Origin of the sequence: Alkalihalobacterium chitinilyticum (assembly GCF_029028005.1) — a bacterium.
GTDB classification, from domain to species: Bacteria; Bacillota; Bacilli; order Bacillales; family Bacillaceae_F; genus Alkalihalobacterium; species Alkalihalobacterium chitinilyticum.
On the sequence record NZ_JAOTPO010000029.1, the window covers coordinates 1 to 18,304 of the forward strand.

The following is an 18,304-nucleotide window of genomic DNA, read 5'->3' on the forward strand; positions in this document are numbered from 1 at the left end:
TGCAGAACCCTGATAGGTGCTCGAGTTGCTCTCCAGCAGCGCCCTATCCCCCTATCAGGTAAGAGCTAGTATCAGTATAAACTTTTTATCAGAAAAAATTCATTTACACAAAATATTTTACATTCCCCTAATACTGGTAAAAGTGGGTCAGAAACAGCAGGAACGAGCCCGCGTTTTACTAATGCTGGTAAAAGTGGGTCAGAAACAGCAGGAACGAGATCGTTTTTTACTAATACTGGTAAAAGTAGGTCGGAAACAGCAGGAACGAGCCCGCTTTTTACTAATGCTGGTAAAAGTGGGTCAGAAACAGCAGGAACGAGCTCGCGTTTTACTATTACTGGTAAAAGCAGGTCAGAAACAGCAGGAACGAGCCCGTATTTTACTAATAATGGAAAAGGTAGATCAGAAACAGGAGGAACCAACCCGTTTTTTCTAATGCTGGAAAATGTGTGAGGGGAACTATAGTTAACGCTTGCGCAACCCACAAAAAAACGACTTAGAATGAATGAAAGAAAATCCAACTCTTGTAGCCGTATACGCAACTCACCGTATTACTATTGCTAAAGCACGGCATTTTGTGATACATTAGTATAAGCGCATACTGTGCCTGGAGGTGGATCAATCAATGGAAATGTTAATGTTCGTCTTATTAATTATTGTGTCGATTGCACTAATTGCTGTCGTTTTATTACAAGCTGGTAAAAGTGCAGGTCTAGCAGGGGCGATTTCTGGTGGAGCAGAACAATTACTCGGTAAACAAAAAGCTCGTGGAATAGATGCAGTTCTTGCACGTGCAACAGTTGTTCTAGCGGTGTTGTTCTTTGTCTTAACAATTGCTGTAGCATATTTTATGTAAAAAAACGAAAGCAGCTGAAGCGATCTTCACTGCTTTTCTTTATATCCCAGAAAAAATCTCGCCAATCGGCGGGTTCTCTTTACACATTAGGAAAGTATAAAATTTTTGCATAGATAATTCTCGACGAGGCTGAAAATTTTAAAGTATCAAGTATAAGAGCAACTACGCCTCTGTCTTCACCCTTAGGCTCGCCAATCGGCGAGTTTTCTTTATCAAATCAGAAACTGGAAAATCAGACCAATACATAGAAGAAATGGTTTCTGTACTTCTTCTCATAGAGAACGCAAATTCAGGTGAAACTAAACACTATATTGAGGTCTGTGAAATGAAAAGGTAGGTTCGGTCGTATGAAGATAGTAGCTCCAAAACCATTTACATTTGAAGGCGGGAAGCGTGCGGTGTTATTACTTCACGGTTTTACAGGAAATACTGCCGACGTTAGAATGCTCGGCAGACACTTGCAAGAGCGAGGTTATACATGCCATGCGCCGTTATACAAAGGTCATGGTGTCCCGCCGGAAGAACTTGTGCACACGGGCCCTGATGATTGGTGGAAGGATGTTGAAGCAGGTTACAATTTCTTAAAAGAGCGCGGTCATGATGAGATCGCGGTTTGCGGACTTTCGCTCGGAGGTGTATTTTCTCTAAAAATCGGCTACACTTTACCGGTAAAGGGAGTAGTACCGATGTGTGCCCCGATGAATCCGAAGACACAAGAGTCGATGTATGCAGGTGTTGTCGAATATGCTAAAGAGTATAAGCGTCGTGAAAGAAAAAGTGAAGAGCAAATTGAGCAAGAAATAGTCGAATTTAAAAAAACACCGATGCAAACATTAAATGCGCTGCAACAACTCATAAACGATGTAAGGGAGCACCTAGACCATATTTATTCACCTGTTATGGTTATCCAGGCCCGTCATGATGAAATGATTGATATTGAAAGCGCAAATATTATATATAACGAAGTGGAAAGTGATGAAAAAGACATCAAGTGGTACGAAAATTCTACGCATGTTATAACGCTGGATAAAGAAAAAGAACAATTACACGAAGACGTATATCAATTTTTAGAAACTTTAAGTTGGTCTACTACGTAAAGAATAGAAAGGAGAGTGTAAGTAATGAGTGAAGAAAAAATTCAACATCTTCTAGCTTTTATGAGAGAAGAGGCGTACAAGCCATTAACTGTCACCGAGCTGGAAGAAGCATTTGGATTAACCGATTCAAGTGAATTTAAGGAATTTGTAAAAATTTTAAACGAAATGGAAGAGCAAGGACTCATTGTTCGTACGCGTAGCAACCGCTTCGGTGTGCCTGAACGAATGAATTTAATAAAAGGAAAAGTTCAAGGAAATGCAAAAGGCTTTGCTTTTATTATTCCGGAGGTGCAAGGAGAAACCGACGTCTATGTGTCTCAAAGTGATTTAGGAGGCGCGATGAACGGGGATATCGTTCTTGTTCGTCTGCATCCGAAGTCGACTGGAACACGCCCTGAAGGTAGTGTCATCCGTATTATTGAGCGTGGTCTCCAACAAATTGTTGGTACATACATGGACCATGAACAATATGGAATGGTTGTCGCTGACGATAAGCGGATCCCAAATGACATTTTCATTCCAAAAACAGCTTCTAAAGGCGCTGCAGAAGGCCATAAAGTTGTCGTGAAACTGACAAGATACCCTGAAGGACGTAATAGTGCAGAAGGGGAAGTAACAGAAATTCTAGGGCATAAAAATGACCCGGGAATTGATATTTTATCGATCATTCATAAGCACGGTTTACCTCAGGAATTTCCGCAAGATGTTCTTGATCAAGCAGAAAATGTTCCTGATGAAATTGATCCAGAAGAAATTAAAAATCGTCGCGACCTGCGTGACAAGACGATCGTTACAATTGACGGTGCGGACGCGAAGGACTTAGATGACGCAGTTAATGTGGAACGTCTTGAAAACGGGAACTATTCACTCGGTGTTCATATCGCCGACGTCAGTTATTATGTAAAAGAAGGATCACCGATTGATATTGAGGCAGAAGAGCGCGGGACGAGTGTGTACTTAGTAGACCGCGTAATCCCGATGATTCCGCACCGATTATCGAATGGAATTTGTAGTTTAAATCCGAAAGTGGACCGCTTAACGTTATCGTGTGAAATGGAAATCACACCGGACGGACAAGTTGTAGGTCACGATATTTTCCAAAGTGTGATCAGAACGACTGAACGAATGACGTATACAGAAGTCCGCAAAATTTTAGAAGATGAAGACGAAGAGGTATTACAGCGTTTTGAGCCGCTTATTCCATTTTTTAAGCAAATGGGTGAGTTAGCGGATATCTTACGTAAAAAACGTTTTGAACGTGGTGCGATTGACTTTGACTTTAAAGAAGCCAAAGTATTAGTTGACGAAGAAGGAAAACCGACGGATGTTGTCATCCGTGAGCGTTCAGTAGCTGAACGCTTAATTGAAGAGTTCATGCTGGCAGCCAATGAAACGATTGCGGAACACTTCCATTGGCTGAAAGTACCGTTTATTTATCGAATTCACGATGACCCTAAAGAGGAGAAGCTCAATAAGTTCTTAGAATTTATTACGAACTTTGGATACGTCGTTCGCGGAACAGCAAACTCTATTCACCCGCGTGCCTTACAACAGCTGCTTGAAGCGGTTCGCGGCGAGCCGGAAGAAACGGTCATTAGTACGGTTATGCTTCGTTCGATGCAACAAGCGAAGTATGATCCGGAAAGCTTAGGTCACTTTGGTTTGTCGACTGAATTTTACACACACTTTACGTCGCCAATCCGCCGTTACCCTGACTTAATCGTTCACCGTCTAATTCGTACGTATTTAATCGAAAAAAAGACAGACGAAAAAACGCAAAGTCATTGGAAACACCGCCTAGATGAGATTGCGAAGCACTCGTCGGAAATGGAGCGCCGTGCTGTAGATGCTGAGCGCGAAACGGACGAAGTGAAAAAAGCGCAGTTCATGGAAGATAAAATCGGTGAGACATTCACCGGTATCATTAGTGGTGTAACGAACTTCGGTATCTTTGTTGAGTTAGAAAATACAATCGAAGGTCTTGTGCATGTTAGTTATCTAACGGATGACTATTACAGTTATGATGAGCGTTCTTATGCGATGATCGGCGAGCGTACGGGCAATGTGTTCCGTATTGGTGATGAGCTTGAAGTCCGTTGTATTAATGTAAACGTTGATGAGTCTTCGATTGACTTTGAAATCGTCGGCATGAAAGAGCCAGCGAAGAAACGTGAGCGTAATGCCTCTCCGAAAGTCATCGTAGGTCCGAAGCGCGGCGGTGGTAAGAGAGCTGGCGGCGGAAAAGACGGTGGTCCAGGCGCTGCTGGAGACAATGACAAGAAAAATAAAGGCAAACGGAAAAAGAAAAAAGGCTTTTATGAAAATGCACCGAGAAGTAAACGCAATAAAGGGAAGAAAAAGCGTTAATATAGTATTTTTTGCATAATCGGAAAAGACGGCAACATTTGTTTGTCGTCTTTTTGGTTGATTTCTCGTGAATGTGCAAAGAATGAGTTCTCCAATCCTAGCGGTGAGGCTAATTCCTTTCGTTAGAGGACTGAGAAGCCCTTATTTTAGTAAAATAGCTGTTTTTTTCAATTTAGAGGACTGAGAGGCCCTTATTTACTCTAAATCGCCTAAAAACGACTGTGAAAACCGAGAATAAAGGCCTGTGAGTCCTCTTAGCTACTCATATTAACAATATTTCATCAAATAAGGTCCTGTGAGTCCGCTAAAAATTTGATCCACACTAATGGCTTCAATAGAACCTAGAACAAACAAGTAAATTTTATTGGCACTTCTTATAGCGATTACGTACCTAGCGATCATGCACCCTGCCGACGAACAAGAGTACTTTGTTTAGTTACCTTCTCTATGAATTTTTCTTATGTTTTGATATAATAGGACAACGACGTCAAAAAATGGTAGGTGTATGAGAAATGGCGAAAAAAGACAGTAATGTCATTGCTCAAAATAAGAAAGCATCCCATGACTATCATATCGAAGAAACATTTGAAGCAGGGATGGTATTGCAAGGTACGGAGATTAAGTCAATCCGTGCCGGTAAAATGAATATTAAAGATGCGTTTGCTAAGATACAAAACGGTGAAATCTACTTATGGAATGCGCACATCAATCCATATGAACAAGGAAATCGCTATAACCATGATCCACTGAGAACGAGAAAATTATTGCTTCATAAAAAGCAAATTAACCAACTGATAGGTGCTTCAAAGGAACAAGGGTATGCGATCGTTCCATTAAAAGTGTATATTAAAAATGGCTTTGCTAAAGTATTAATTGGTCTTGCGAAAGGTAAGAAGAAGTTTGATAAACGTGAAGACTTGAAAAAGAAAGATGCAAAGCGTGAAATTGAACGTGCCTTCCGTGACAAGCAGCGAGTTTAATGCGTTGCTTGTAGGGCAGTCATTTTTAATTGTTCTTTTCATTTGATGATGGATGGATACAATGCAATGTGAGGTTCGAATGATTAAGTTGGTTTTCACCTTACAATATTTGTCATTTGAAAAGTACTCTAGATATGCTATAATGTAATTCCAGACGGCGAGATGATCGCTTCTGGATTACAACTAGCTCAGTAGCTTACTTCTGTTTCAGCAGTTGCGTCTGAATAAGTCGCAAATGCTATTTATAATCTGGGGACGTTTTGGATTCGACAGGGGTGGGTTGAGCTTAAGTTGCGAGTCGAGGGGGTCGGCCTCGTTAAAACGCCAACGCCTATAACTGGCAAAACTAACAATAACTTCGCAGTAGCAGCTTAATAGCGCTTTGCGGTTCCACCCTCCATCGCCCATGTGGTAGGGACTGGGACTCACTCTAAGTGGGCTACGCCGGCTGTCCTCCGTCTGAGGACGAAGGAAGAGATTAATCAGACTAGCCTTACTGAAGCCTGTTACTGGGCCAACGTAAGTGCGAAATGCTAATACAGTAACTACACTCGTAGAAGCTTAAGTGTCGACATTCTTGGACGTGGGTTCGATCAAGAAATTGGGTCGCCTTGCGTGGTAACACGTAAGTGAAAACTTGGCTTAATCGATGAAACCTAAGTCACTATCATAGTGATAAGGCAATATCGAGCGGTATGTGAAGTAATTCAACAGCCGTGTATCGACTTATAGGCTACCTAAAGAAAGAGTTAGGTAGTACTAGGATACAGAATTCTGTCAGATGACAAATATATATTCTGTATAAGACGCCAAGGAACTTAACGGATTATCCGATAAGTTCAAGATATAGTCAGTGCCGTAGCGAAAGCACGGAAAAGCATGTCCCACCGTCTCCACCAAATTATTATGAAAAAGACCACCGTGTTAGGTGGTCTTTTTCTTTGTGTTGTTTTAGTATTTACGTTAGTGGAAGTTTGGTTTTATGTTATGCAATCGATGTTAATATGCTTTTTAAATAACATCTTTTTATAGTTTAAAAAATCCTTCTTCAAACTCAAGTTTAGCTTTTCTCAAGGCATCATTATATTTGCCATTTCTTAGAGTTACTTGGTTATAATTTTTCAGTAAATATCCTGCTCTGCACTTTTTCATAGGTACCCTTAAATAGGGAATGATTTTTTCTAGAATATAAAAGACAGTGACCTTAGATTTTATTGTGAGGGTGTAAGAGTCTTTATGTAATTTAGGTGAGTAATTCTTTTTACTAGTAATTGTGCCCTGTATGATTGATTGAAGATAGGTTAACAACTCGATATCAGTTGAAGCAATAGTGATGACTGGACGTCTATACTCATTTTTATGCAACCTAGTTAAGGTTATAGTTCCTTCGCCGTCAATGATCCCTGCGATATACGCTGCTTCAACTTCATTCAACATCTTTTCCTCCTCAAAAAAACCTATACTGTAGAATTCATTAAAAAACATCGTTTTCCTTTATTAAAAATTGGTTAATTACTTTTGTCTCATGAGAAACGATATCATAAAAACTGGTTACGATTATGACTACAGTACCAACCATCAAACCACCTGACTCTCATCCCCCACGCGCACTTCCCGCCGTAACTCCACCCGAATCCAAACGACCATCAGCAACGCAATTAAAATCAGTCCGCAAATCGTCAGTACGATCCCAGTCCAATCAAACATCACCCAGATCATGCCACCGCTCGTTCCGATAACACTAGATCCGAGGTAATAACAAAGCAAATAAAGAGATGCCGCTTGAGATTTATAATTTGTAGCCAATTGACCAACCATGCTGCTTGCAATCGAGTGACTGCCAAAAAATCCAAAAGTAAAAACAGCGAGAGCAAACAAAATGAGCCAAAGGTTGGAACTTAACGTCAACACCGCACCAATGAGCATAATCATAATCGTTACCGGAAGCATTTGTTGCTTGCCGAATTGGTCGCTTACTTTTCCCATATACGTTGAACTAAACGTTCCTACTAAATAAATAAGAAAAACGAGCCCAATTATCGATTGACTTAAATAATATGGAGCTGCCATTAAAACAAAACTGATGTAGTTATAGACCGTAACAAAGCCTCCCATTAACACAAAAGAGATGATAAAGAGCGCTAGTAATTTACGGTCTTTCAACTGGGACATCAAAGAAGGAATTAACTTTTTTATTGTATATTTACTTCGCGTTGAATGAATGTCGACAGGTAACATTGTCCAAAATAAAATACTTAACAATACACTGACTCCGCCGATGGTACCAACAGCAACCTGCCATGAAAACCAGTCGGTTAAAACCCCAGTAATCAGTCGTCCAGACAAACCGCCGAGAGTAGTACCACTAACGTATATTCCCATCACCACACCGAGCGTCTTCGGATGGAACTCTTCACTTACATATGTCATCGCAATCCCAGGAAACCCTGCAAGTGCAATCCCTTGTAATGCCCGAATTGCGAGGAGACTTGTAAAATTAGAGCTGAAAGCAGTTAATATACAAAGCAATGATGAGAGAAGTAATGCCCATGTCATCATTCGTTTGCGCCCGGTTGAATCGGAAACAATTGCAGTCACTAACATCGTCACGGCTAGAAATCCTGTCGTAATGGATAGCGCAAGGCTGGCAACCGCAGGTGTAACCTCGAATTCGTTAGAAAAGACAGGTATTAGTGTTTGCATCGAGTATAAAATCATAAAGCTGACAAAGCTTCCTGAAAACAAGGCAATTATCGTTTTATAGTAACTAGAATGATCTTTTGTAATATGAGTCACTGTATTTCCTACCCCTTTTTTTGCTATGTACTCTTAATCATACTTTTGACAACTCATAACTTCCAATTTATAATTTTCATAAAATTAATGCAAAAATGTAATAGTGAAACACCAACACTAAGTTCAGTAAAAGAAAAAATCAGTAAAAGCATCAATTCAGTACAACCATCCAAACCATAAAATCAAATCAAATCAGAACTAAAAACATTTAGAAAGCTGGTCGTTATATGGAGTGGCAGCAATTAGAATACTTTCAAAAGGTTGCTCAAGTGGAGCATTTTACTCGGGCGGCTGAAGAGCTTTTTATTTCACAACCTGCATTGAGTCGATCGATTGCAAGATTAGAAAAGGATTTAGGTGTGCCCCTTTTTGAACGTAGCGGGAGAACGGTAAAACTAAATAGATACGGAAGAATGTTTTTATCGAGAGTGAATGAGTCGCTTCAGTTGATTGAAGACGGAAAGCAAGAGCTGACTGATATCGTTCATCCTGACCATGGTCAGATTGCTCTTTCTTTTTTGCATACATTAGGGTCGCATCTCGTCCCGGATTTAATCGGACAATATAGAAAAACATTTCCACATGTAAAATTTCAACTTTTTCAAAGTACCGCAGACGTTTTAATTGAACAACTCACAACAGGAGAAGTTGATTTATGCTTAACGTCAGCGCCTGTGCAAACGGTTGGATTTCATTGGGAGAAGTTGTTTAGCGAAAAATTATATATCATCGTCCCTAAGTCTCACCGGTTGGCAGCTAGAAAAGGAATCAAATTAGAGGAAATAGCGAATGAACCGTTTATCGGCTTTAAAGAAGGAGTCGGACTACGAACGATAACAGATCAACTGTGCCAAGATGCAGGATTCACACCGAATATTACGTTTGAAGGACAAGAGGTTTCAACCGTTAACGGATTAGTTTCAGCAGGTTTAGGAGTTAGTTTGATTCCCGAAAGAAAAGGGCTCGATGAAACAGAAGTTTCAAAGATAGAAGTGTTGGATTATGAGTGCACACGCTCTATTGGGATCGCTTGGGTAGAAAGTAGGTATATTCCTCAAGTTGTTCAACAATTCAAAGATTTTATAAGTGGACAATTCAAAAAGTAATGGTAAATAAGTACTATTTATATAGTGTTTTCATTTACATAATTTTAATATAGATGTATTATTTATATAATAAAAATAAAATTTTACATATTTATTAACTAATAGTAATGGTACATATGGGGGATTACGATGAATGAGGATCATGCCTTTTCTTATGTCGGTTGTCGTCTCAAAAACGATATATTTAATGAACAAGGAACGTTATTACTTAAAGAAGGAACGATTTTAAACGAGCACCATGTCCTTCGTTTAGTTGATATGGGTTTTAATATCAATAATTACAGGGAAAATTTTGTGCCTGTTATAAGATCATCTCTATTAGCGCCTTTTCAACAAGAGCTTTTACTTAATAATACAGTTGGTGAAATACGAGAAATTTTCTCAAAAGTTAAAGACAATGACACAGTACTGCTGGAAGTGGAAGAGAAAGTAATGCCTGTCGTTGAACAAATCTCATTAAATTATGACCTGTCAACATTGATGAATGGAATTCTTTGTAAGGATGATTATACTTACCGACATAATATCGGGGTTTCCGTGTTAGCTTCACTGTTAGCTAAATGGCTTGGGTATTCTCAGGATGAGATAAATACAATCTCACTTGGTGGTCTTTTACATGATATAGGGAAGTTGGACATTCCTGATGAAGTCTTACTCAAAAAAGGTCCGCTGACCAACCAAGAGTATGAAACAATTAAAAGACACCCAGTTTATGGATATGACATTTTGAAAAAGAGCGGCCACTTTAGTGATGAGATTTGTTTGATGGCATTAGAGCACCATGAACGTGAAGACGGAAAGGGGTACCCGTATGGAAGGGCAGCGAATGAAATTCACCGCTATTCTAAAATTATAGCGATCGCAGACATCTTTCATGCGATGACTTCCGACCGTGTTTACCGAGGTCAGGTAGCTTTGTACGAAGTCTTAAAGCAAATGAAAAGTGAAGCATTTGGTAAATTAGATCCGAAAATGACTTATTTATTTATTCAACGGATCATGGAGATGTCGATTGGTAACCAAGTGTATTTAGATGATCGTTCAATCGGTGAGATCGTATTTATTCATCATGATGATCCAATCAATCCTGTTATTAACATCGCAGGTGAACTTATTGATTTAAGGTATTCACAACGGTATATCGTCTCATTCGTCTCATTCACCAAACAGATTGATATAGCATAAAAATAAGCACAGGAATATTCCTGTGTTTTTTTGTATTAAACAATCAAATATTTATTTGAACGTTTGAATGATTAGCAGTATGATAAGAATATATACATTCAAACGATGGTTTGAATAACAAGAGGTGATTGGTTATGGCCAAAGGAGATCAATGTGAAGTTTTTCAATATGACTCGGAAAAAGTAGATCGTTTAACAACATTAATGAAAGAAGAACCTTTTGATGTTACAGCAAAAATCTTTAAAGCGTTAGCAGATGAAACGAGATTAAAAATTGCCTTTCTTTTAGCGTCAGAAGAAGAGTTGTGTGTGTGTGACATTGCAACGATTATCGGATCGTCTACAGCAACAGCTTCTCATCACTTGAGATTACTTAAAAATATCGGGTTAGCCAAGTTTCGTAAAGAAGGAAAGCTTGTCTTTTATTCACTTGACGATAACCATGTAAAACAGTTAATTCTGAATGGAATGGAACATGGAAAAGAGGGGAAAGGACATGAATGATACAGAAAAAACATACCGGATTCAAGGATTTACGTGTGCCAATTGTGCAGGTGTTTTCGAGAAAAATGTAAAGGAGCTCCCGCAAGTATCGGATGCAAAAGTGAATTTTGGAGCTTCTAAACTAAAAGTGTATGGAGAAGTTTCTATTGAAGAGTTGGAAAAAGCCGGTGCCTTTGAGAATTTAAAAGTGTACCCGGAAAAAGAACGACAGTTAGAACAAAAGCCTTTTTGGAAGCAGCAACATTTTATTCAAACCGTCATTTCCGGACTTCTACTAATTATCGGTTGGGCACTCGTTTTACAAAGAGGAGAAAGTGACGGTCTAGCGATAGGTGTCTTTGCGGCAGCTATGGTGATTGGGGGCCATCAACTATTTTGGCAAGGCTTAAAAAATCTAACTAAGTTTCGCTTTGATATGAAAACGCTCATGACGATTGCGATTATTGGTGCTTCCCTCATTGGAGAGTGGGGGGAAGGAGCTACGGTTGTCTTTTTATTTGCTATTAGTGAAGCGCTTGAACGTTTTTCTATGGATAAGGCGAGACAGTCGATTCGTTCATTAATGGACCTAGCGCCTCGAACAGCAACTGTCATTAAGCAAGGAGAAATGGTTGAATTGGCTGTCGATGAAATCGAAATAGGCGATGTTATGATTGTAAAGCCGGGACAGAAAATTCCGATGGATGGAACCGTTCAACATGGAGTTTCTACAGTCAATCAAGCAGCTATTACAGGTGAATCAATACCTGTTGCCAAAAGCGCGAATGATGAAGTGTATGCCGGGACGTTGAACGAAGAAGGTTTGTTAGAAATAAAAGTGACAAAAAGAGTGGAAGATACGACGCTTTCTAAAATTATTGAGCTTGTTGAAGAAGCCCAAGCCGAGCGTGCTCCTTCGCAAGCATTTGTCGATCGGTTTGCCAAATATTATACGCCGCTCATTATGCTTGTTGCCCTAGGGGTTGCTACGGTTCCGCCTCTATTTTTTAGTGCAGATTGGTCGTTGTGGGTTTATCAAGGGTTGGCCGTTTTAGTTGTCGGTTGTCCGTGTGCGCTTGTCATTTCTACACCTGTATCGATCGTAACAGCAATAGGGAATAGTGCCAGAAACGGGGTTCTCATTAAAGGCGGTGTTTATTTAGAGCAACTCGGTTCTATTCAAACGATCGCCTTTGATAAAACCGGAACGTTAACAAACGGTGTTCCAGAAGTAACGGATGTTGTTGCTGTTGATCCGTACACAGAGCAGGAAGTGTTAAAGGTTGGTGCTTATTTAGAAAAAAGTTCAGCGCATCCGCTCGCTTCGGCTGTTATGCAACGAGCATCACAAGAAGGAATTGAGGCTTCAAAGCAAAAAGTTGACCATTTCCGTTCAATTACTGGAAAAGGGATTACGGGATTAATTAATAATGAAAGTTATTATGTTGGCAGTCCGATCTTTTTTAAAGAGCTAACAATAGACGTTCCTGCCGAGGTACATTCGCTGCAGAAACAAGGGAAAACGGTAATTTTAGTCGGTAAGCAAAATGAGCTTCTTGGCTATATTGCTGTCTCGGATCGCATTCGTTCATCCAGTTCTGCTGCGGTTCGTCGATTAAAACAGTTAGGTGTTAAAAATACGACCATGCTAACGGGAGACAATGAAGAAACAGCGAAAGCGATTGGGAATGAACTTGGGATTGACCAAGTGAAAGCACAACTTTTACCCGATGAAAAATTAAAATATGTTAAACAAATGAAGGAAAGCGGGCAGGTCGTGATGGTTGGTGATGGTGTGAACGATGCACCGGCCCTTGCAACAGCGGACATTGGAATTGCCATGGGTGGTGCAGGAACTGATGCGGCGCTGGAAACAGCAGATATAGCCTTAATGGGTGACGATTTAAGAAAACTTCCTTTTGCTATTCGATTAAGTCGAAAAACGTTGACGATTATCAAGCAAAACATTGCCTTTGCCCTCGGGTTAAAAGCACTGGCGTTATTACTCGTCATTCCTGGGTGGTTAACACTTTGGATTGCGATATTTGCGGATATGGGTGCAACATTACTTGTTACGCTGAATGGTCTAAGGTTATTGCGTGTGAAAGATAAAGAATAGTTATCATTTTTGAAACCGCCTCGTCCTTCGTTATAATAGAAATAAGACAATATAATGAGGTGAAATTGTGGACGAAAAATTGAGGGAACAATTAGATGGTTTATTAGAGAAATACACTGAGCTATTACTGGGTGTCGAAGATGAAGTGTTAAAAGAAAAAGTGCAGGCTTGGGTGCTGTACACGCATATCTCAAAGAGTATGCCTCCATTGGTAAAACATTGGAATGAGCAGTATCCTGATGCGAAGGAAAAGATGAAGGAGCTTGTTACGGAGATTCAAGCATTAAACCAAAAACATCGAAATAAATAAAGTCCAGGACTGCCTGAAAAACCTAAGCGGACTGAGAGGACCTTATTGTAGTTAGAAACATTGATTTATAAAGTTTAGCGGACTCAGTGGACGCTATTTAGCCAAGATGCCTTCAGATAAGCTGTGTTTTAGCTCAATAAGGGTATCTGAGTCCCCTTACACCGGAAAATCGTTAATTTCTTATAAATAAGCGCTTTTCAGTCCGTTAAAAACAGAGAAGAGGCAATCACAGTGGTGATTAGCCTCTTCTCTCGTTGAATTAAATTCAGTATCGCTAAAGGATGCTTATGGTACCTTGTCTAGCTCCAAGTGATCCTAGCTCGCTGTCGCTTCGTTTTGTACCAGCAAATGTGTATACCATAAGCGACGTTCACATGTTGCTGCCTCAATGTTACTGACCTGCCCAACTCCAGGCCTCCATATTGCAGCCACTAACCAGCCAACTCCCGCTTATCTGATGTCCTAGCTATATGGGAACTGACTGCTGTACCCAGAAAACTGTTGGTAAGATTGATCAAGTTGTTGCTGTGATGCGGCATCAAAGCTGTACCAGCCTTTTTTAAACATGACGTTGAACAATTCACGCTGACAATCTTGCGTTTCGTTACAAATCGCATTAATATCCTTGTATAATTGTTCATGACTTGCCTCATTCATTGCATAACTATAAGAAGCCGTCATATACTTTTCAGTAGCTAGTACGTCATTAATAAAGTCGCGATCTGACATTTGTGGTGTTTTAGGAACTTGTGTTTCAGGGTTTTGGATTTTTGTTTGTTGGCTCATGCAGAAACCCTCCTGTTATTGAAGTGCTTGATTCATTTGATTTTGTTGCGTTTGAAAATGTTGCAGAATCCGCTCATAATGTTGCTTATGCATTTGCCCGGCTTTCTCAATTGCACCCTTTACTTCAGGGTCTGTACATTGTTGGGCAAAGAAGTGGCACTTCTTCATTGCAAGTAAGTTCCAAGAAAGCATGTCCGAAATGTAAAGGTGGTCTTTACTAGTCACGACATTTGGGGGTTGAGGCATGACTCCTTGTTGCTGGTTCATTGGCATTTGTTGCTGTTGACTTTGTTGTTGCTGCTGCATCATAGTGTAGCCTCCCTCATATGCCACAATGTTTTTTGTATCCTTAACGATACATGTTTATCGTGCGGCAAAGATGTTCAAACGATACATGGGAGCTGCTAACATGGCAAAAAATAATTATTAATTTTCAGAAATTGCCCTTGCTAAATGAAACAAAATTCGATATAGTTATGTTAGTAGAAAAGTTATTGCGCAATTCAATATTTTTTTAATAGAAAAATGAATGAGTATTCATTCAAATGTTTCAGGAGAAGGAGGACAAATATGGTTCGTCAAATTCGTAAAGCAGCTGTACTAGGATCAGGTGTCATGGGTTCAGGGATTGCTGCAGTATTAGCAAACGTAGGCATTCCAACGCTATTGCTTGATATTGTACCTCGTGAAGTGACAGAAGCAGAAGCAAAGAAAGGTTTAACTCTTGAAGATAAAGTTGTCCGTAATCGATTGAGTGCAAACGCGGTTCAACAACTTTTAAAACAAAAGCCAGCACCGTTAACGGTGAAGGATAATAAAAACTTAATTTCAGTGGGTAACTTTGAAGATGATATGCAACAACTTGCAGATGTTGATTGGGTAATCGAAGTTGTTGTTGAAAATTTAGATATTAAAAAGAAAGTATTTACTCAAGTTGATCAATTCCGTAAACAAGGATCGATCATTAGTTCTAACACATCAGGGATTTCTGTTGAGGCAATGGCAGAAGGACGTTCTGAAGATTTCCAAGCAAACTTCCTAGGAACACACTTCTTTAATCCACCTCGTTACTTAAAGTTATTAGAGATCATCCCAACTAATGACACAAATCCTGAAATTGTTTCATTTATGAAAGCGTTTGCTGAAAACGTTCTAGGTAAAGGCGTTGTTGAGGCGAAAGATACGCCTAACTTTATCGCAAACCGAATTGGAACATATGGACTGTTAGTGACTGTACAAGAAATGCTTAAAGGTGGATATTCAGTAGGTGAAGTTGACTCTGTAACGGGCCCTTTAATTGGACGACCTAGCAGTGCCACTTTCAGAACATTAGACGTTGTAGGTTTAGATACATTCTTACACGTTGCCAAAAATGTATACGATCAAGTTGATGGTGAAGAAAAAGAAGTATTTGATCCTCCTGCATTTATGCGTGAGATGGCTGCAAAAGGCTGGATCGGTGCGAAGTCAGGTCAAGGCTTCTTCTTAAAGCATAAAGGTGAAAAAGGAAAAGAGATCTTAGAGCTTGATCCTAATACACTTGAGTATGGTCCACGTAAGAAATTAAAAACAGCTTCAACAGAAGCAGCAAAACAAGCAAAAGGCTTACCAGCAAAAATTAAAACATTAGCGTATGCAGATGACCGTGCAGGCCAATTAATTTGGAGCTTAATTAAGCCAGTATTAATTTATTCTGCAGAAAAATGCTACGAAATTGCAAATGATGTTCAGTCTGTCGACCAAGCGATGAAATGGGGCTTCGGTTGGGAGCAAGGACCATTTGAACTTTGGGATGCAATCGGTGTTGAAAAATCCGTTGCTAAGATGGAAGCAGAAGGCGCTACTGTTCCAAGTTGGGTAAAAGAAATGATTGCTTCAGGTAAAACAAGCTTCTATTCAGAAAAGAGCTTCTACCATGAAAGTGAATATAAAGCAATTGAGCAAAACCCAAAAGTAATTAACTTAAAATCTTTAAAAGAAGATAATAAAGTTATCCTTAAAAACTCTGGTGGTACATTAATTGATTTAGGAGATGGTATTGCTTGTTTAGAATTCACTTCTCCGAATAACTCGATTGGGTTAGATGTAATCCAAATGATTAATAAGTCAATTGACGAAGTAGAAAAGAATTATAAAGGTTTAGTTATTGGTAACCAAGCGAAGAATTTCTGTGTCGGTGCCAACCTTATGATGATCCTAATGGAAGCTCAAGATGATAATTTCTTTGAGATCGATATGGTAATTCGTCAGTTCCAAAATGCGATGCAAAGAATTAAATACGCATCTAAACCAGTTGTTACAGCACCATTTGGTATGAGTCTTGGTGGTGGAGCGGAAATCTGTTTACCATCAGCGAGCATTCAAGCTTCTTCAGAAACATATATGGGTCTAGTTGAAGTTGGTGTTGGTCTTATCCCAGGTGGAGGAGGTAATAAAGAACTTTACCTTCGTAACTTAGAAGGACACACTCCTGGTGCAGATCTACAAGCTGTTGCTAACCGTACATTTGAGACGATTGCTATGGCAAAAGTATCTACATCTGCAGATGAAGCACGTGCAAATGGCTTCTTAAGCGACCGTGATGGTGTAACAATGAACGCTGATCATGTTATCTATAATGCAAAGCAAGAAGCTTTACATTTATTTGAACAAGGATATACAGCACCTGCTCGTAAACTAGTTCCTGTTGTAGGTGAAACAGGTTATGCTACTTTATTACTTGGTGCAAAAACAATGCAATATGGCGGTATGATTTCAGAACATGATCTAAAGATCGCTCAAAAATTAGCATTCGTTATTGCTGGTGGACGTGTTCCTAAAGGTAGTCTAGTGGATGAGCAATACTTATTAGATCTAGAGCGTGAAGCATTCTTAAGCTTAGTTGGTGAGCCAAAATCTCAACAAAGAATGCAGTACATGTTAACTAAAGGGAAGCCATTACGCAATTAGGATGAATGGAGGGAAGACACTTGAGAGAAGCGGTTATAGTAGCTGGTGCTAGAACACCAGTCGGAAAAGCAAAAAGAGGAACACTTGCCAATGTTAGACCGGATGATTTAGGTGCGTTAACAATAAAGGAAACATTAAAGCGTGCAGGCGATTTTGACCCGAGTAAAATCGATGACGTAATTATGGGTTGTTCAATGCCTGAAGCAGAACAAGGAATGAATATGGCACGTAATATCGCAGCTTTAGCTGGATTACCAAATACGGTACCTGCCATTACCATTAACCGATATTGTTCTTCAGGTTTACAAAGTATTGCTTATGCATCTGAGCGCATTATGCTTGGACACTCTAAATCAATTATCGCAGGTGGAGCAGAATCAATGAGTCTAATCCCAATGGGTGGACACGTGATTGCCCCTAACCCTAAATTAGTTGAAGAAATGCCTGAGTACTATATGGGTATGGGTTATACGGCGGAAGAAGTTGCAAAACGCTTTGAAGTTAGCCGTGCTGACCAAGATGCGTTTGCGGTAGAAAGTCACCGCCGTGCAGCGAATGCTATTAAAGAAGGTAAATTTGAAGATGAAATCGTTCCAGTGGATGTAACACTTCGTTCAGTGGGTGCGGATAATAAATTAAAAGAAAAGCAAGTAAAATTCAGTGTCGATGAAGGTGTCCGTGTAGAGACAACTGTAGATACATTAGGAAAGTTACGCCCTGCCTTCCATCCAAAAGGATCAGTTACTGCAGGTAACTCTTCTCAAATGAGTGATGGAGCAGCAAGTGTCCTTGTTATGGACCGTGAAGAAGCTGAAGCTAATGGTCTTGCTCCAATTCTTAAATTCCGTTCATTTGCAGTAGCAGGTGTAGCACCGGAAATTATGGGAATTGGTCCAGTTGAAGCTATTCCTAAGGCTCTAGAAATTGCTGGATTAAGCCTTTCTGATATCGGATTATTTGAATTAAATGAAGCTTTCGCTTCTCAATCATTACAAGTAGTTCGTCACTTAGGTTTAGATCTAGACAAAGTAAACGTAAACGGTGGAGCAATTGCTCTAGGTCACCCGCTTGGATGTTCTGGTGCAAAACTTACACTAACTCTTATGAATGAAATGAAACGTCGTGGGGAACAGTTCGGTGTCGTTACAATGTGTATCGGTGGCGGAATGGGAGCTGCAGGTGTCTTTGAATTAATAGGTTAATAGAAAGGGCGGAAGCAGCTTGGTCTGCTTCCCCTCTAAAAAAATCATTATGTTTCAAATAACATATTG

The 18,304-nt window shown here is 39.8% G+C and carries 16 protein-coding genes and 1 other RNA gene; 12 read left to right on the top strand and 5 right to left on the bottom strand.

Annotated elements, in window-relative coordinates; genetic code table 11:
• Positions 1-71: 71 nt before the first annotated feature.
• The gene (locus tag N7Z68_RS23200; protein ID WP_275120808.1) at positions 72-422 is read right to left on the bottom strand and encodes a hypothetical protein; all 351 of its coding nucleotides are present in this window, start codon (positions 420-422) and stop codon (positions 72-74) included.
• Positions 423-625: 203 nt separating this feature from the next.
• Here N7Z68_RS23200 and secG point away from each other — a divergent pair, with 203 nt between their 5' ends.
• From secG to ssrA, 5 genes are all read left to right on the top strand, one after another.
• The gene (gene secG / locus N7Z68_RS23205; RefSeq protein ID WP_275120809.1) at positions 626-856 is read left to right on the top strand and encodes a preprotein translocase subunit SecG; all 231 of its coding nucleotides are present in this window, start codon (positions 626-628) and stop codon (positions 854-856) included.
• Between the two features lie 347 nt (positions 857-1,203).
• The gene (locus tag N7Z68_RS23210) at positions 1,204-1,953 is read left to right on the top strand and encodes an alpha/beta hydrolase (RefSeq protein WP_275120810.1); all 750 of its coding nucleotides are present in this window, start codon (positions 1,204-1,206) and stop codon (positions 1,951-1,953) included.
• A 24-nt stretch (positions 1,954-1,977) separates the two neighbouring features.
• Positions 1,978-4,320, top strand: a complete 2,343-nt coding sequence (gene rnr, locus N7Z68_RS23215) for a ribonuclease R (protein ID WP_275120811.1) — start codon at positions 1,978-1,980, stop codon at positions 4,318-4,320.
• Between the two features lie 512 nt (positions 4,321-4,832).
• The gene (smpB, locus tag N7Z68_RS23220) at positions 4,833-5,300 is read left to right on the top strand and encodes an SsrA-binding protein SmpB (protein ID WP_275120812.1); all 468 of its coding nucleotides are present in this window, start codon (positions 4,833-4,835) and stop codon (positions 5,298-5,300) included.
• Positions 5,301-5,559: 259 nt separating this feature from the next.
• Positions 5,560-5,896: a transfer-messenger RNA gene (gene ssrA / locus N7Z68_RS23225) on the top strand.
• Between the two features lie 430 nt (positions 5,897-6,326).
• Here ssrA and N7Z68_RS23230 read toward each other — a convergent pair.
• Positions 6,327-6,737, bottom strand: a complete 411-nt coding sequence (locus N7Z68_RS23230) for an LAGLIDADG family homing endonuclease (RefSeq protein ID WP_275120813.1) — start codon at positions 6,735-6,737, stop codon at positions 6,327-6,329.
• Positions 6,738-6,878: 141 nt separating this feature from the next.
• Positions 6,879-8,096, bottom strand: coding sequence for an MFS transporter (locus tag N7Z68_RS23235; RefSeq protein ID WP_275120814.1), 1,218 nt, complete (start codon positions 8,094-8,096; stop codon positions 6,879-6,881).
• A 227-nt stretch (positions 8,097-8,323) separates the two neighbouring features.
• On the opposite strand from N7Z68_RS23235, the gene N7Z68_RS23240 reads away from it, so the two are divergent.
• The 5 genes from N7Z68_RS23240 to N7Z68_RS23260 all read left to right on the top strand — a co-directional run bounded on the left by N7Z68_RS23240 (position 8,324) and on the right by N7Z68_RS23260 (position 13,298).
• Entirely contained in the window at positions 8,324-9,202 is an 879-nt protein-coding gene (locus N7Z68_RS23240; RefSeq protein WP_275120815.1) for a LysR family transcriptional regulator, read from the top strand.
• Between the two features lie 129 nt (positions 9,203-9,331).
• Positions 9,332-10,387, top strand: a complete 1,056-nt coding sequence (locus N7Z68_RS23245; protein ID WP_275120816.1) for an HD-GYP domain-containing protein — start codon at positions 9,332-9,334, stop codon at positions 10,385-10,387.
• Positions 10,388-10,521: 134 nt separating this feature from the next.
• Positions 10,522-10,890: an ArsR/SmtB family transcription factor gene (locus N7Z68_RS23250; RefSeq protein ID WP_275120817.1), complete on the top strand. Its 369-nt coding sequence runs from the start codon at positions 10,522-10,524 to the stop codon at positions 10,888-10,890.
• Positions 10,862-12,988 carry a heavy metal translocating P-type ATPase gene (locus N7Z68_RS23255; protein WP_275120818.1) on the top strand — a complete coding sequence of 709 codons (2,127 nt, stop codon included), beginning with the start codon at positions 10,862-10,864 and terminating at the stop codon, positions 12,986-12,988. Before N7Z68_RS23250 ends, N7Z68_RS23255 begins: the two co-directional genes overlap by 29 nt.
• A 67-nt stretch (positions 12,989-13,055) precedes the next feature.
• Positions 13,056-13,298, top strand: coding sequence for a DUF2573 family protein (locus tag N7Z68_RS23260; protein WP_275120819.1), 243 nt, complete (start codon positions 13,056-13,058; stop codon positions 13,296-13,298).
• A 462-nt stretch (positions 13,299-13,760) separates the two neighbouring features.
• Here the strand turns inward: N7Z68_RS23260 and N7Z68_RS23265 are convergent, their stop codons facing one another.
• Together N7Z68_RS23265 and N7Z68_RS23270 are read right to left on the bottom strand one after the other, a co-directional pair.
• Positions 13,761-14,084: a spore coat protein gene (locus tag N7Z68_RS23265; protein ID WP_275120820.1), complete on the bottom strand. Its 324-nt coding sequence runs from the start codon at positions 14,082-14,084 to the stop codon at positions 13,761-13,763.
• 15 nt (positions 14,085-14,099) lie between these two features.
• A complete protein-coding gene (locus N7Z68_RS23270) occupies positions 14,100-14,390 on the bottom strand; it encodes a hypothetical protein (protein ID WP_275120840.1) in 291 nt (96 codons plus the stop codon).
• 264 nt (positions 14,391-14,654) lie between these two features.
• Here N7Z68_RS23270 and N7Z68_RS23275 point away from each other — a divergent pair, with 264 nt between their 5' ends.
• Positions 14,655-17,033, top strand: coding sequence for a 3-hydroxyacyl-CoA dehydrogenase/enoyl-CoA hydratase family protein (locus N7Z68_RS23275; RefSeq protein ID WP_275120821.1), 2,379 nt, complete (start codon positions 14,655-14,657; stop codon positions 17,031-17,033).
• A gap of 20 nt (positions 17,034-17,053) precedes the next feature.
• The gene (locus N7Z68_RS23280) at positions 17,054-18,235 is read left to right on the top strand and encodes an acetyl-CoA C-acetyltransferase (protein ID WP_275120822.1); all 1,182 of its coding nucleotides are present in this window, start codon (positions 17,054-17,056) and stop codon (positions 18,233-18,235) included.
• Positions 18,236-18,304: the final 69 nt, after the last annotated feature.